Origin of the sequence: Variovorax sp. EL159, from assembly GCF_900100965.1 — a bacterium.
GTDB lineage: Bacteria > Pseudomonadota > Gammaproteobacteria > Burkholderiales > Burkholderiaceae_C > Variovorax.
On record NZ_FMUJ01000002.1, the window covers coordinates 759,958 to 774,640 of the forward strand.

Sequence of the window (14,683 nt, forward strand, 5' to 3'; positions counted from 1 at the left end):
GGCGATTTCGCTGCGCGCGTTTTTTGCCGAATTGCTTTCATAGAGCCTTTGCATCCGGAGGCTTGGCCTCCTCGTTTCACAAAAACCCGGTAGGCCTCAAGCCACCGGGTTTTCTGTTTTCCGCCTGCCCCGTTGGAGATTTGGACATGAGCCCCGAACGAGACCTTCTTCTTCCTTTCGCAGCACGCGCTGCCGGCGCAGTGCTGCGCGTCGACTCCGTGGAGTGGTTCGTGTAGAGCCTCCAGGCCCTCGTGCGCCTGGAGGTCCATCCTTCAGGCAAGAAAAAAAGCCTGTCGGGTGGTCCACCCCGGCAGGCTTTTTTTTCGCCCGCATGGCGGGCATCGCGAGTTTGGTGCGCGCGCACCGACAACCCGCCGACCGTTTCGCCTGGCCAGCGAATCGGATCGGTTTTTTACTCTCAAACTGGAGAAAGAAATGATGAACAACAAGGTTCATGTGAATGTCGGAACCATCGGTCACGTCGACCATGGCAAGACGACGCTGACGGCTGCCCTGACCTTCGTGCAGGCTGCGCGCTTTGGCGGCAACGCGCTGTCCTATGGACAGATCGACAACGCGAAGGAAGAGCGCGAGCGCGGCATCACGATCAATACCTCGCACGTCGAGTACGAGTCGGACTGCCGTCACTACGCACACATCGACTGCCCGGGGCATGCCGACTACATCAAGAACATGATCACCGGCGCCTCGCAGATGGACGGCGCGATCCTGCTGGTGGACGGCACCGAAGGCGCCGCGCGGCAGACCATCGAGCATGTGCTGCTGGCGCGCCAGGTGAACGTCGGCCACATGGTGGTGTTTGTGAACAAGATGGACCTGGTGGCCGACAGCGATCGCGCGGAGATCGAGCAGCTGATCGAGATGGAGATCGGCGCGCTGCTGGCTGCGCACGGCTACGACGATGCGCGCTTCGTCTTCGGCAGCGCGCTGAAGGCACTGGCCGCCGCCGAGCACGGCGACCTCGAAGGTGCCGACGTGCAATGCATCGTCGAGCTCGTGAACGCGTTGGACTCGCGCATTCCTGATCCGGTGCGCGACTACGAGGCGCCGTTCATGATGCCCGTCGAAGGCGTGCACACCATCACGGGCCGAGGCACCGTGATCAGCGGCCGTGTCGAGCGCGGCGTGATCCGCGTTGGCGACAACCTGGAGATCGTCGGGCTCAGTGCGGCCGGCGACGAGAAGGTGGTCGTCACCGGCGTGCAGTCCTTCCACAAGGACGTCGCCGAGGCGCGTGCCGGCATGAACGTCGGCCTGCTGCTGCGCGGGGTCAAGCGCGACGATGTCGTGCGAGGCCAGGTGGTGGTGAAGCCCGGCGCGCTGAAGCCGTACCGGACGGGGCGTGCGCAGATCTTCGTTCTCAGCAAGGACGAAGGCGGTCGCCACACCCCGTTCGGCTCCGGCTACCAGCCGCAGTTCTTCTTCGGCACGACCGACGTGACGGGTGTCATCCGCGTCGACACCGAGACCGGCGTGATCGAGCCGGGCGCACAGGCGCAGATCAGCTTCGAGCTGCACAAGCCCGTGGCCATCGAGAACGGCATGCGGTTCGCCATGCGCGAAGGCGGCAAGACCGTCGGCGCCGGCATCGTGACCGAGGTGCTCGGCTGAAAGGCTGATGCACCATTGGCCCCTGTCGTCTGCTTGTCAGGCGATGGGGGGCTTTTTTACGCCGGCTCAATGCTGCGGGCGCTTGGACTGCTGCTCCTGGTCAAGCTGCTCCGCAAGCCCGACGATGAGGCCTTCGGGCCCGCGGATATAGGCAAGCCGGTAAGACTCCCCGTACTGCATCTGCCCGATGAGTTCCGCGCCATGGGCCTGCATCCGCGCAACGACGGCATCGATGCCATCGACGGCAAACATGACGCGACGAAGGCCCAGCGCATTCACCGGCGTGTTCACGGGCCCGAACCTGACGGCGTCCGGCGTGTGGAACTTGTCCAGTTCAATGCCTTGCCCATCGGGAGTACGCAGCATCGCGAGCGTGGCGCGGACGTCTCCAAGCCCGATGAGGCTCCCGATTGCGGGCCCTTCAACCGTGGTCTGGCCTTCGAGCGTGAGGCCCAGCTCGACAAAGAACGCCTTCACCGCGTCGAGATCGTCGACAACGATCAGGACGTTGTCCATTCGCTTGACTGTCATGTCGCGTGGTCCTTTCCAAGTGCGGTCGCAGGAGATCTTGCCCTCGGCATCGCCAGACATCATGCGCAAGGGCTTCGTCGCAGCCAGAGCAACCGCACTGTAGTTGGGGCTGCGCCGGAACGCACGGCCTCAGGCAGAAGACCGATCGCGCCACGCCACGAGAAGCGCCCAAAGCAATGCCGTCGATGCCGATGCGAACATGGCGACAAAGAGCGCATGCGAGCCGCTGGCTTCAGTCAGGAAGAGCCCGGAGATCGAAGCGATCAGCGCACCACCGCCCACAGTGAGCGATGCAGCCAACCCCGCAGCCGTGCCGGCCAGGTCCGGCCGCACCGACATCGCGCCTGCGTTCGCGCCCGGCATGGTCAGGCCGTTGCCCAGGCCGATGAACATGCACGGGCCGAAGAATGCCAGCACGCCACCGACATCGAACGCCGACAGCAACAGGCCGACCAGCAGGCCGGCGCATGCCAGCAGCCTGCCAACGAGCACCGTCGTGCTCAACGGGTACCGCGAGGCATATCGGCCCGCGAGGCGGCTGCCGATCATGAAGCCCGCCGGCACGATGCCCATGAGAAGCCCGAGCCTGGCGCTCGATCCGTCGAGAAGGTGCGCGCTCGCCGATGCCGCGCCGCCCAGAAAGACGTACAGCGTGCCACTCGAAAACGCCATGCAGAGCACGTAGCCCACGAACCTCGTCGAGCGCAGCAGGTCGGCATAGCCGCGCAGGTAGCTCGCCAATGGCCGCGCGGTGGTCCTCGCGCGTGGCTTCAAATCGACGGCGACCAGCGCCAGCACGGCAGCGCCCATGACAGCGAAGGCGACGAAATTCGCACGCCATCCGAAAAGCTGATCGAGCATGCCGCCGAACGCCGGGCCCACCATCGGCGCAAGGGCCCACGCGGAAGCGACGAGCCCGATCTTGCTCGCGGCCTCGCGCTCGGTGGATGTCTCCCTGATGATCGCGAGCGAAACCGAATAGCCCGTGGCAATCACCGCCTGCATGAAACGGCAGACGAGAAACACGCCGATGCTGGGTGCGAGCGCGCAGCCGATGGACGCAACGGTAAAGACCGCGACGGCGCACAGCACGACAGGGCGGCGGCCGAACCGGTCCGACAGCGGCCCCGCCACGAGCTGGGTAAGGGCCGCCACGATCGCAAAGCCTGCGATGGAGAGATTGACGAGCGCAAAGTCGGCACTGAAGGTCGCGGCGATATGAGGCAGCGACGGAGCGAACATGTTGACCGGCAACACGGCCAGTGCCGAAAGAAAGACAAGAGTCGTCAGCTGCGGCGCGGCGCTGGGCGCTTTCATCATGGAGGGAACCTCGTGCGTCATGTGGCCAAGCGGCGCCACGCCACTTGCCCCTTGTCCACCCGCGACCTTGTGCAAAGGCCAAGGCGCGGCCATCTGGTGTCAGTCTTGGGTGGATGAGGCCGTTGATGACGGCGAATTCGGTCCCCACAGGCCCAGGCTCCGCAGGTTCGCTGCGCAATCCCGGAAGCCGCGTCTCTCAGCGGTTTTTCGCAGGTCTCACCGAGGTGTCCGCGAAAAAATCGCTGCGAGCCGCAGCATCGTTCTGGTTGTGCGCGGGAGCTTAGTTGCTGTCTTGTGTGCTGTAAAGCCGGCGCGCCGAGCCCCGCCGATGCAATCGACCCATGGCGTGAGGTCGTTGCGAATTCAGGCCTTGACGACGCCAGTCAGCAGGGCATCGCAACGCCGTCGCGATGCAGGCAAAGCCCGCGAACCGTCAATGCCGTGGACGGAGGCCATCGACCAGCAGCACCACGGCGTCGGCCCCGGCCTTTCTGTCTTCGGCGATGGCGTTGTAATCGGGGCTCGTCTGGAATGCCTGGGCCGCTTCCTTGTTCTCGAATTCCATGACCACGACCTTGTTGCGAGACCACTCTCCTTCGAGAACTTCGGGCGACTCGTCTGCCACGAGCAACTTGGCGCCGAAGCGGCTGAACACTGCGGGGAATGCACGCTGGTATCGCCTGTAGGCATCGACATCCGTGAATGCGAGCTGGGCAATGATGTAGGCAGGCACGGGGGCTCCTCGTCGAATGGGGTGAGCCGCACCGGGCGGCGCCGATCGAAACCTTTCAGATTTTCCCGGATCGGCTGCGCGGCGGGAGTCGCCTACCGGACCGAGGCGGCCACCATCAAACGCAGGTTCTGTACAGCCGCACCTGCGGCGCCCTTGCCCAGATTGTCGAGAACCGCGCTCAAGACGATCTGGCCCGTGCGGTCATTGGATGCAACGGCCAGGCTCATGTCGTTGGAGCCGTTGTGGGCTTGCGGGTCCAGCTCGGTCATCGGTGTGGTGGAAGAAGACATCGGCATCACACGCACATGCGCCGCGCCGTGGTATCGCGCCGCGAGGCATTCGTGGATGCGCGCACCGGAAACATCGGCGGGAAGCAGCCGCGTGTGCAGCCCGATGGTGAGCACGATGCCTTGCCGGTAGCTGCCGTAGGCCGGCACGAAGATGGGCCGTTGCGTCAAGCCGGCGTAGGCCTCGATCTCCGGCACGTGCTTGTGCTCGAGCGCAAGGCCATAGACCGTCAACGAATGCGCGCCTGCCCCGGCCTCGTGCGCTTCCGCTCCCGCTCTACCTTGACCCGAATAGCCCGAGACGGCGTGGATGGCCAGCGGATAGTCGGCGGGCAACAGGCCCGCATCCGTCAGCGGCCGCAGCAGGGCGACCGCGGCCGTGGGATAGCAGCCTGGATTCGTGACGCGCGATGCCGAGGCGATGCGTTCGCCTTGCCGTGCATCGAGCTCCGGCAGGCCGTAGACCCAACCCGGGCTGGTGCGGTGCGCCGAGCTGGCATCGATGACGCGCACCGACGGGTTCTCGATCATCGCCACCGCATCGCGCGCCGCGGCATCGGGCAGGCAGAGGATGGCGATGTCGCTTTCGTTGAGCGCGGCCCGGCGCGCTGCCGCGTCCTTGCGCAGGTTGGCCGGCAATGTGTGGATGCGAAATTCGCTGCCCCGGAGCCGGTTCTGCAGATCAAGGCCCGTGGTGCCCTGGTCGCCGTCGATGAAGATGTTGAGGTCCATGGAGCGCGATCGTAGGGATGCGGACTCGATAGCTCCAGCTAAATATATGGAACCTCGGATTAAGAAAAGTTAAATTAGCCGCATGCGAGAACTGAGCCTTGACCATCTGCGCACCCTCGTCGCCATTGCCGACCTCGGCTCCCTGGCCAATGCCGCGCGCGCCCTTCACCTGGCAGCACCCACCGTCACCGTCCAGATCGCGGAACTGGAGTCGCGCCTGGGCGGTCAGTTGCTGGTGCGTGGGCGAGGGCCTGTGCAAGCGACCGCCTTGGGAGAGCGCTTCATCGCGCGCGCCCGCAGGTTGCTGGCGGACGCGGACGACGCGGTGGAAGACGTTCGACGCCAGCTCGCCGGCCAAACAGGCCGCGTGCGCGTGGGGGCCTCGACGGGCGTCATTGCGCACCTGCTGCCGCCCGCGCTCGAACGCCTGGCGCGGAACCATCCCGGCATCGACGTGAACGCGCAGGTGCTGACCTCCAACGACAGCATGGCCCGGCTCGCCGCAGGCAGCCTGGACCTGGCAATCGTGGCGCTGCCGCAGGCGCCTGTGCGCGGCGTGCATGTCACGCCCTTGCGGCGCGAGGCTGTCGTCGCCTTCCTGCCGGCCGCCTGGAAGGCGCCCAAGCGATTGACGCCGCAATGGCTGGCCCAGCAGCCGCTGATCATGAACGACGCTTCGACTCGCCTTTACCGGTTGACCGCGGAATGGTTCTCGGCGGCGGGCGTCCATTGCCGGCCGCGCATGGAGCTGAACTACAACGACGCGATCCGGACGCTGGTTGCCGCCGGCTATGGAGCGGCCTTGCTGCCGGAGGAGTCGCACGAGCCCGCGCGCGATCCGCGCATCGCCGTCCGCCCGCTCAGTCCGGCGCTGTGGCGGCAGCTGGGTCTTGCGGTCAGCGACCGGGGCGCGAGTGGTCCGACGCGTTTCGTGTTGGAGGCGTTGATGCCCGAGAAGGGGCCTGCTGCAGCCGGTTGAGCGAGAGGCGCACTGTTTGCAAGGCAATCTTCAGTGCGTTGTGACCCCATCCACCGGCGCATTGCAGCGCCATACGATACACATATAATTCGTATACGTTTCATATGGAGTAGCCGCGATGGGTATCGTCAAAATTTCAGACCTGATGCACGAGAACCTGCGCGTGGCGGGGAATGCGCTCAGCAGGTCCATCAATGCACAGGCAGAGCACTGGATGCGGGTCGGCATGCTGACCGAAATGCATCCGGAGCTGGATCACCGGGAAATCTGCCAGCTGCTGATACAGGCTGAACTGTCGGGAGGGCTGGACATCGCAGCGGCTGCCACGGCCCAACCTTCCGGCAGGGCCCGCGCATCTTCAGCCGGAAAAAGCTGATGGCTCGCAGCGTCTCCATCAAGTCCGCGGAAGACATCGAGATGGCGCGGCGTGCCGGCGGGCTTGCCGCGGAGGTTCTCGACATGGTCGCGCCGTATGTCGTGCCGGGGGCGAGCACGGAGATGCTCGACCGCATCTGCCACGACCACATCGTGAATGTGCAGGGCGCCATTCCAGCGAACGTGGGGTACCAGGGGTATCCGAAGACCATCCTCACGTCGGTCAACCAGGTGGTGTGCCACGGCATCCCTTCGCCCGACAAGATCCTGAAGAAGGGCGACATCGTCAACATCGACGTTGCCGTCATCAAGGACGGCTGGTTCGGCGACACCAGCCGCATGTACTTCGTCGGCGTCCCCAGTGTGCTGGCCCGGCGGCTGGTGGAGACGACGTACGAGGCGCTGCTGGCCGGCATCCACCAGGTCAAGCCTGGGGCGACCCTGGGCGATATCGGCCATGCGATCCAGTCGGTGGCGCAGCGCGAGCGTTTCAGCGTGGTGCGCGAATACTGCGGCCATGGCATCGGCCAGATCTACCACGATGAGCCGAATGTCCTGCACTACGGGCGGCGCGGGGAAGGGCTCACGCTGGAGGCGGGAATGGTCTTCACCATCGAGCCGATGCTCAATGCGGGCTCACGCGAAACGAGGCAGTTGGCCGACGGGTGGACGGTCGTGACGAAGGACAGGTCGCTGTCTGCCCAGTGGGAGCACATGGTGGCGGTCACGCCCGAGGGGTACGAGGTGCTGACGCGCTGGCCGGGAGGCACGGGCACTTACGCGCCGGTTTGATACCGGGCTGGGGCGGGGCCTGATCCTTGGTCCGCTTTTAATCTGTTGTTCATGCGTCGGCCCGCGTTGCCCCGCTACAGTGCCTTCTCATGTTCCGCCTGCGCCTGTCACTCGCATTTGCCGTCCTTGTCGCACTGGTTTGCATGCAGGCGGGCTTTGTCTATTGGGGGTCGAACCGGGTCAACGACTACGCCCAGCACAGCCGGCTGGCCAGCGACATCCTGGCGGAGCTGCTGGAGCTTTCCGCCAGCAAGCAAAGGCTGCGTGTCTGGGCGTCGCAGCAGCTGATGGACGCCAACGCCTCGCCCGATGTGCGCGACAGCCAGTTGGCGCGCATGCAGGCGAGCACGGAGACGCTCAGGCAGCTCGCGCGCCGCGATCGTTCCTTGTGGGAAAGCATTGCCCACCGCGAAGGCGTTCCGATACCGCCAGAGGTCGATCAGCTCGTGGCCGTCAGCGACCTGCTCAACGACAACATCGCTGCGGTCCGCGCGCGCTTGCTGAAGCTGGTCCCGCTGGAGCGCGGCGCCGAATTCGCCAGCGTCTGGCAGGAGCTGAACGAGGTGTTCGACAAGGCGCGCGGCCGCGATCTGCGTGAGCTGATCAACGGCGCCATCGAACGGCAGCGCAATGCGATGCCGGTGGCCCGTGCCGCGACCGAGCGCGGCCTGGACCAGTTGCGCCTGCAGACCATCGGCCTGGCCGTGCTGACGCTGGCCGCTGCCGTCGTGCTGGCGCTGTACCTGAACCGGCGGCTGCAGCGGCCATTGGACCGCCTGCTCGAAGGCACGCAGGCGCTGCGTGCCGGCGCACTTGGCCACCGGATCGCGCTGGGTTCGCGCGACGAGTTCGACCGCGTCGCCGAGCACTTCAATGCCATGGCCGCCGAACTGCAGCGGCACCGGCTCGACGCCGATGCCGCGCGCCGGCGGCTCGAAGATGCCGTCCTGGAGCGCACCAGCGAACTGAGTGCCGCGCACGAGACGCTGCAGCAGGTCGACCTGCGCCGCCGACAGCTTCTCGCCGATCTCAGCCACGAACTCCGCACGCCCGCCACAGCGATTCGCGGAGAGGCAGAGATCGCCCTGCGCGGCGCCGACAGGCCGCCGGCCGAATACCGGGAGACGCTGACACGCATCGTGGGTGGCGTGAAGCAACTCGCCGGCGTGATCGACGACCTTCTTCTGGTCGCCAAGGCCGAGGCCGATCAACTTGCGATGCGGTTCGGCGCGGTCGATCTGTCGGAACTGCTGGGCGAAGCCGCTGAAATGGCCGATACGCTGGGCGCGCGGCAGAACGTTCGTGTCCGGCTCGAAGGCCCTGGCGTCGGCTTGCCCACGGTCATGCTCGAAGCCGATGCCGATCGTTTGCGGCAGGCCTTGGTGATCGTGCTCGACAACGCGGTGCGCTATTCGCGCAACGACACGACGGTGCGGATGAGTTGGCATCTGCAAGACCAACGCGTGCAGGTGATCGTGGCCGACGAGGGCATCGGCATCGATGCGGACGAGCTGCCGAAGGTGTTCGAGCGCTTCGTTCGCGGCCGCCGTGCACGTGTGCATCGGGCCGACGGCACAGGCATCGGGCTGTCGATCGCGCAGGCCATCGTGCGCGCCCACAACGGCCGCATCGACATTGACAGCATCCCGTTGCAAGGCACCACGGTTCGCATCGAACTGCCTTGCAGCCATGGTCCAACCCTCGCATCCTGAATCGAAAACATGAACATCCTGGTGGTGGAAGACGATGCCCGTGTCGCCGACTTTCTGCTGCGCGGCCTGAGCGCCGAGGGCTACCGTGTCCAACTTGCGCGCACCGGGCCCGAGGGCCTGGCCCTTGCCCGCGACAGTGATCTGTCATTGCTGCTGCTCGACCTGATGCTCCCCGGCCTCAGCGGCCTGGAGCTTTGCCAGACACTGCGCGCCGAGGGCCGGCAGGTGCCTGTGCTGATGCTCACCGCGCTGAGCAACACGGAGGACAAGGTCAGCGGCCTGCGCCTGGGCGCCGACGACTACCTCACCAAGCCTTTCGCGTTCGAGGAGTTGCTGGCGCGCATCGAGGCCCTGCTTCGCCGTGGCCGGGAGCAGCGGCCCAGGGCCGCCTCGCTGCAGGTGGCGGACCTCGTTCTCGACCGGGAGCGGATGGAGGTCACGCGCGCCGGCAAGCCCGTGCCGCTCACGGCCAAGGAGCTGGCGTTCCTCGAACTGTTGATGGCCGCACCGGGCCGTGTCTACAGCCGCGAGCGCATCCTGTCGAACGTCTGGGGCACCAACGAAGACCCGCTGACGAACATCGTCGATGTCTACGTGCGCCGGCTGCGCGCCAAGATCGACGACGGCCATCCGGTGCCGCTGCTCAAGACGGTGCGCGGCCTGGGCTATCGGCTGGACGCGGCGCCCGCCTGAGGCGCTGCGGTTCATCTGTTGTTCATGCCTGCGTCATGCCCGCTTCATGGCGGGCAACCGGTGGTGTTCATGGCGCAATCGAACAATGAAGTCCTGCCTCTTCAACGGGCGCAGCACCGGAAAAAAGCCGGTGATCGACCTCTCATTGCAAAAGGAAAACTCCATGAATGTGCTCCGTACGCTTTCTATGTCCGCCACGACGGCGGCGGCCCTCGCCATCTCCACGTCCGCCTTCGCCCAGGCACCGGCCGCAGGGATCTGCGCACCCGCCACCGAACCGCAGATCGCGGCGCTGTTCGACCGCTGGAACGATTCGCTGCGCACGCTGGACCCCGACAAGGTCGTTGCCAACTACGCGGTGGACGGCGTGCTGCTGCCGACCGTGTCGAACAAGCCGCGCACGAACCCGACGGAAATCCACGACTACTTCGTCAAGTTCCTGAAGAGCGCGCCGCAGGGCACGATCGACCAGCGCATCATCAAGATCGGTTGCAACGTGGCACAGGACGTCGGTACGTACACCTTCAAATTCAAGGATGGCAAGAGCGTGCATGCCCGCTACACGTACATCTACGAGTGGGTGAACGGCCAATGGCTGATCGCGCACCATCACTCGTCGGCCATGCCTGAAGTGGTTGCGCGCAAGTAAGCTGCGGCCGTGCGCCGGCGGGGCGCTGCTGCCCACAGGCTGCCGGGCGCACCGTCCGAGCGGGCTGGCCGGCATGGAAATCGACAGGCGGGCGCATCCAAAGCCCGTCCCGCTGCGTACAAGTGCCTACGGCACGCACTCCGGCGTGCCCTTGCCCGAGGAACAGTCATGCCGCAGGACATCGCATTCGCCATTCGTTGGGTCGAGAAAGGGCTGGTGCCGGACGCCGTGGTCCGCCAGGGCATCCGCCGGTTGCTCAAGGAGCGGCTCGCCGAATTGCACGCCGGCAACGCCCTGGCAGTGGCCGAGCTGACGCAGGACTTCGTCGCCAGCATGGGCGCGGCCCATGTGGCGCCGCTGCCGGAGAAGGCCAACGAGCAGCACTACGAGGTTCCTGCCGACTTCTTTGGCGAGGTGCTGGGCAACCACCGCAAGTACAGCAGCTGCTACTGGCCCGAAGGCACGCGGACGCTGGAAGAGGCCGAGGCCGCCGCGCTGGCCGCCACCTGCGAGCGCGCCGGCCTGTCCAACGGGCAGGACGTGCTGGAGCTGGGTTGCGGCTGGGGCTCGCTGACGCTCTGGATGGCCGAGAAGTACCCGGGCAGCCGCATCACGGCGCTGTCCAACTCGAATTCGCAGCGCGCGTACATCGAGGCACAGGCGGCGCAGCGCGGGCTGGGCAATGTGCGGGTGCTGACCCGCGACATCAACGTGTTCGACACCGACGGGCGCTTCGACCGCGTCGTGTCCGTCGAAATGTTCGAGCACCTGCGCAACTGGCCACAGGCCTTTGCGAACGTGGCGCGCTGGCTCAAGCCCGGCGGGCGCTTCTTCATGCACGTGTTCGCGCATCGCGAGGCGCCGTACCCTTTCGAGGTGCGCGATGCGAGCGACTGGATGAGCAAGTATTTCTTCTCGGGCGGGATGATGCCTAGCGACGACCTCGCCCTGTACTGCCAGGACGACCTGCGCCTGCTGCGTCGCTGGCGCTGGGAAGGCCGCCATTACCAGCGCACGGCCGAGGCCTGGCTGCGCAACATGGACGAACGCCGAGCCGCGTTGCGCCCGCTGTTCCAGGCCACCTACGGTGCCGAGGCCCAGGTGTGGTGGACGCGCTGGCGCCTGTTCTTCATGTCGGTGGCGGAGCTGTTCGGTTTCGACGGCGGACAGCGCTGGTGGGTCAGCCATTACCTTTTCGAGCGCCGCGCATGAGTGGCTTGATGGACGTGGCACTGGCGGGCCTGGCATGGACCGCATCGCTGGCGTTCCTGACCTGGATCGCCAGCCTCGTGCGCCAAGACGCCAGCCTGATCGACCGCATGTGGCCCGTCTGCATCGTGGGCGCCGGCCTCGTCTATTTCGTGCTGCTGCCGGTGCAGACGGTGCGCGGCCTGTGGATGGCCGTGCTCGGCACCGCGTGGGCGGTACGGCTGTGCCTGTACATCACCTGGCGCAACTGGGGGCACGGCGAAGACCGCCGCTACCAGGCGATCCGTGCGCGCAACCAGCCGAACTTCGGCTTCAGGAGCCTGTACCTCGTGTTCGCATTGCAGGCGGTGCTGGCGTGGGTCGTCTCCGCGCCGTTCCTTGCGGGGATGATGGCGGCGCGGCCGATGGGTGCGCTCGATGCGCTCGGTGCGGTGCTGGCGCTGTTCGGCATCTTCTTCGAGGCGGTCGGCGATGCGCAGATGGCCCGCTTCAGGGCCGCCCCCGCGAGCAAAGGGCAGGTGATGGAGCGTGGCCTCTGGCGCTACACGCGGCACCCCAACTACTTCGGCGAAGCCTGTGCCTGGTGGGGGCTGTGGCTTGTCGCCATGAGCGGTGCGGGCTGGGGAGGCGCGTGGAGCGTGGTGTCGCCGCTGCTCATGACGTGGCTGCTGCTGAAGGTCTCGGGCGTCGCGATGCTCGAAGGCGACATCGGCGAGCGCCGGCCCGCCTACCGTGAATACATCGCACGCACCAACGCCTTCTTGCCGGGGCCGGTGCGCAAGCGCAAGGCGCCGTGACGGGCAGGGCGCTGGCCGCGCTGCCCGCAGCCACAACGCTTTTTACTGACGCGCCTGGCTGGACGCCGAAAGAGGATCGGCCAGGCGCATCACGCGGCGCCAGAAGAACACCGCCACCATCACGAAGACCGCAAGGCCCAGGAACGACGCCGTGCGCGTGAAGCCCTCGCTCACGAGCGCCAGCGGGGCATCGGAACCGGCGGCGCCGATGATCGCAGCCATCAGGACGCCCACGAGGCTTTCGCCCACGATCAAGCCCGATGCGATCAGCACACCGCGGCGGTTGGGCGCGTCCGAGAACGCTTCGTAAGGCTGGCCGGCGGCCGCGGCGCGACGGCGCAGCGCGCGCTCGAGCACCCAGGCCAAGAGCGCGCCCACCACGATGGGTGCGGCCACGGTCGGCGGCAGGTAGATGCCGATGCCCACGGCCAGCACCGGGATGCGGGCCACGCGGCAGGTGCGCTTCATGATGGCATCTACCACGATCAGGCCGATGCCCGTCGCCATGCCGATCAGGATCATGGTCCAGTTCAACTGGTGGGTGAAGATGCCGCGAGAGATGGCCAGCATCAGCGTGGCCTGCGGCGCCGACAGGGTCTGGGCCGGGTCCATGCCCGCGCGGGGCATCGCGTCGCCGAAGCCGTAGGCGTTGTACAGCAGCTCCAGCACCGGCGAGATCACGGCGGCACCTACCACGCAGCCGATGAGCAGCGCCACCTGCTGGCGCCAGGGTGTTGCACCGACCAGCCAGCCGGTCTTCAGGTCCTGCAGGTTGTCGTTCGAGATCGAGGCCACGGCCACCACCGCCGAGGTCGTGAAGATCGCCAGCGCGATCGTCATCTGCACGCCGTTCTGCGCTTCCAGCAGTTCTTCGCCCAGCACCAGCATCAGCAGCGAGACCAGCACGATGGCCACGATGCCCACGCCCGAGATCGGGCTGGTCGAAGAGCCCACCAGGCCCGCCATGTAGCCGCAAGCCGCAGCCACCAGAAAGCCGAAGATGAAGGCGAACAACACCGCATAGGCCACCAGCTTCCAGATGGCGGCTGCGGACAGCGCGGCGCCGGACAGGAAGGTCTGGAAGGTGAACACCAGGATCGCCACGAGCACCAGCGTCACGATCGAGATCCATGCCGCCGACAGGTCGCGTTCCGTTCGTGGAATGGCGCCGTTGCGGGCTGCGCCCGATTGGGTCAGCGCGGAAAAAGAAGCCTTGAGGCCACTGGCCAGGGGCCCGAGCAGCGTGGCCAGGGTCCAGATCGCGCCCACCGCGATCACGCCCGCGCCGATGAAGCGCACCTGCGAAGACCACAGGCCCGAGGCGTACTGCGCCAGCGATTGGCCGGCGGGCATCTGGCCCATCGATGTGAGGATGGGCACGGCGATGCCCCATGAAATGACCAGCCCCGTCAGCATGGCCAGCCCGGCCACGATGCCGATCAGGTAGCCCGCGCCCAGGAGCGCCAGCGAGAAGCCCATCGGCAGGCGGAACACCGCGCTGCCCACGCTGAACCAGCCGCTGACGCCTTCGCCCAGCACGCGCAGGCCGCTGGCAGAGAAGCTCACCACGGCCGCGATGAGGCCGCCGCTCACGATGTCGCCCATGCCGCTGGCCGCGGCCGGTGTCGACGTGGCCTTGTCGCCCGCGTCCTGGTTGCGCTCGGCGCTGCCGACCCGAAGGATCTCGGCCGCGGCCACGCCTTCGGGGTAGGGCAGGTCGCTCTGCACCACCATCACGTTGCGCAACGGAATCGTGAACAGCACGCCGAGCATGCCGCCGGCGGCGCATATGCCGAAGGTCTGCCAGAACGGAAAGCCCTGCCAATGGCCCATCACGACCAGGGCGGGCAGCACGAAGATGATCGACGACAGCGTGCCCGCCGCAGAGGCCTGCGTCTGCACCATGTTGTTTTCGAGGATGTTGGCGCTCTTGAAGAGGCGCAGCACGGACATGGAGATCACCGCCGCCGGAATGGCCGATGAGAACGTCAGTCCTACTTTCAGCCCCAGGAAGACGTTGGAGGCCGTGAAGATGACGGTGATCAAGGCGCCCAGCAGCACGCCACGGAACGTGAGTTCCGGTAGCGTGACTTCTGCCGGGATGCGGATGGTTCGAGCCATTGGATGTTCCCTATGCACTGGCCGGATGAGGCGCTGCGGGTTTTCGGCCCGCCGGGCGCTGTCCGGCTCTCAGGGCGAGATGCCCTGTTGGTTTTCTGATTGGTTTCTGCGCGCTTGCGCG

14 protein-coding genes are annotated in these 14,683 nt (G+C 66.3%); 9 read left to right on the forward strand and 5 right to left on the reverse strand.

The features are described from left to right. The first annotated feature begins 435 nt into the window (after nucleotides 1–435). Nucleotides 436–1,632, forward strand: coding sequence for an elongation factor Tu (gene tuf, locus BLQ28_RS09715; RefSeq protein ID WP_093238688.1), 1,197 nt, complete (start codon nucleotides 436–438; stop codon nucleotides 1,630–1,632). A 66-nt stretch (nucleotides 1,633–1,698) separates the two neighbouring features. On the opposite strand, the gene BLQ28_RS09720 is transcribed toward tuf, so the two are convergent. The 4 genes from BLQ28_RS09720 to argC form a co-directional block, all read right to left on the reverse strand. Continuing rightward, nucleotides 1,699–2,163, reverse strand: a complete 465-nt coding sequence (locus BLQ28_RS09720) for a VOC family protein (protein WP_093239428.1) — start codon at nucleotides 2,161–2,163, stop codon at nucleotides 1,699–1,701. A gap of 129 nt (nucleotides 2,164–2,292) precedes the next feature. Then, nucleotides 2,293–3,483 carry an MFS transporter gene (locus BLQ28_RS09725; RefSeq protein WP_256327237.1) on the reverse strand — a complete coding sequence of 397 codons (1,191 nt, stop codon included), beginning with the start codon at nucleotides 3,481–3,483 and terminating at the stop codon, nucleotides 2,293–2,295. Between the two features lie 433 nt (nucleotides 3,484–3,916). Next, nucleotides 3,917–4,216 (reverse strand): DUF1330 domain-containing protein, encoded by a 300-nt coding sequence (locus tag BLQ28_RS09730; protein WP_093238691.1) that lies wholly within the window; start codon nucleotides 4,214–4,216, stop codon nucleotides 3,917–3,919. A gap of 92 nt (nucleotides 4,217–4,308) precedes the next feature. Further along, entirely contained in the window at nucleotides 4,309–5,235 is a 927-nt protein-coding gene (gene argC, locus BLQ28_RS09735) for an N-acetyl-gamma-glutamyl-phosphate reductase (protein WP_093238692.1), read from the reverse strand. Nucleotides 5,236–5,317: 82 nt separating this feature from the next. Between argC and BLQ28_RS09740 the strand changes: the two genes are divergently transcribed. From BLQ28_RS09740 to BLQ28_RS09775, 8 genes are all read left to right on the forward strand, one after another. Continuing rightward, nucleotides 5,318–6,214 (forward strand): LysR family transcriptional regulator, encoded by an 897-nt coding sequence (locus BLQ28_RS09740; protein ID WP_093238694.1) that lies wholly within the window; start codon nucleotides 5,318–5,320, stop codon nucleotides 6,212–6,214. 118 nt (nucleotides 6,215–6,332) lie between these two features. Beyond that, a complete protein-coding gene (locus BLQ28_RS09745) occupies nucleotides 6,333–6,590 on the forward strand; it encodes a ParD-like family protein (RefSeq protein ID WP_093238695.1) in 258 nt (85 codons plus the stop codon). Continuing rightward, a complete protein-coding gene (gene map, locus BLQ28_RS09750) occupies nucleotides 6,590–7,381 on the forward strand; it encodes a type I methionyl aminopeptidase (RefSeq protein WP_093238697.1) in 792 nt (263 codons plus the stop codon). Before BLQ28_RS09745 ends, map begins: the two co-directional genes overlap by 1 nt. A gap of 89 nt (nucleotides 7,382–7,470) precedes the next feature. Beyond that, nucleotides 7,471–9,093, forward strand: coding sequence for a sensor histidine kinase (locus tag BLQ28_RS09755; protein ID WP_093238698.1), 1,623 nt, complete (start codon nucleotides 7,471–7,473; stop codon nucleotides 9,091–9,093). Between the two features lie 9 nt (nucleotides 9,094–9,102). Continuing rightward, entirely contained in the window at nucleotides 9,103–9,786 is a 684-nt protein-coding gene (locus BLQ28_RS09760; protein ID WP_093238700.1) for a response regulator transcription factor, read from the forward strand. A 163-nt stretch (nucleotides 9,787–9,949) separates the two neighbouring features. Continuing rightward, nucleotides 9,950–10,435: an SgcJ/EcaC family oxidoreductase gene (locus BLQ28_RS09765; protein ID WP_093238701.1), complete on the forward strand. Its 486-nt coding sequence runs from the start codon at nucleotides 9,950–9,952 to the stop codon at nucleotides 10,433–10,435. 168 nt (nucleotides 10,436–10,603) lie between these two features. Continuing rightward, nucleotides 10,604–11,647, forward strand: a complete 1,044-nt coding sequence (locus BLQ28_RS09770; protein ID WP_093238703.1) for an SAM-dependent methyltransferase — start codon at nucleotides 10,604–10,606, stop codon at nucleotides 11,645–11,647. Continuing rightward, nucleotides 11,644–12,441, forward strand: coding sequence for a DUF1295 domain-containing protein (locus BLQ28_RS09775; protein ID WP_093238704.1), 798 nt, complete (start codon nucleotides 11,644–11,646; stop codon nucleotides 12,439–12,441). The genes BLQ28_RS09770 and BLQ28_RS09775 overlap by 4 nt, the downstream gene beginning before the upstream one ends. Before the next feature lie 42 nt (nucleotides 12,442–12,483). Here BLQ28_RS09775 and BLQ28_RS09780 read toward each other — a convergent pair whose 3' ends face one another. Continuing rightward, the gene (locus tag BLQ28_RS09780) at nucleotides 12,484–14,562 is read right to left on the reverse strand and encodes an OPT family oligopeptide transporter (RefSeq protein WP_093238706.1); all 2,079 of its coding nucleotides are present in this window, start codon (nucleotides 14,560–14,562) and stop codon (nucleotides 12,484–12,486) included. Between the last annotated feature and the right edge of the window lie 121 nt (nucleotides 14,563–14,683).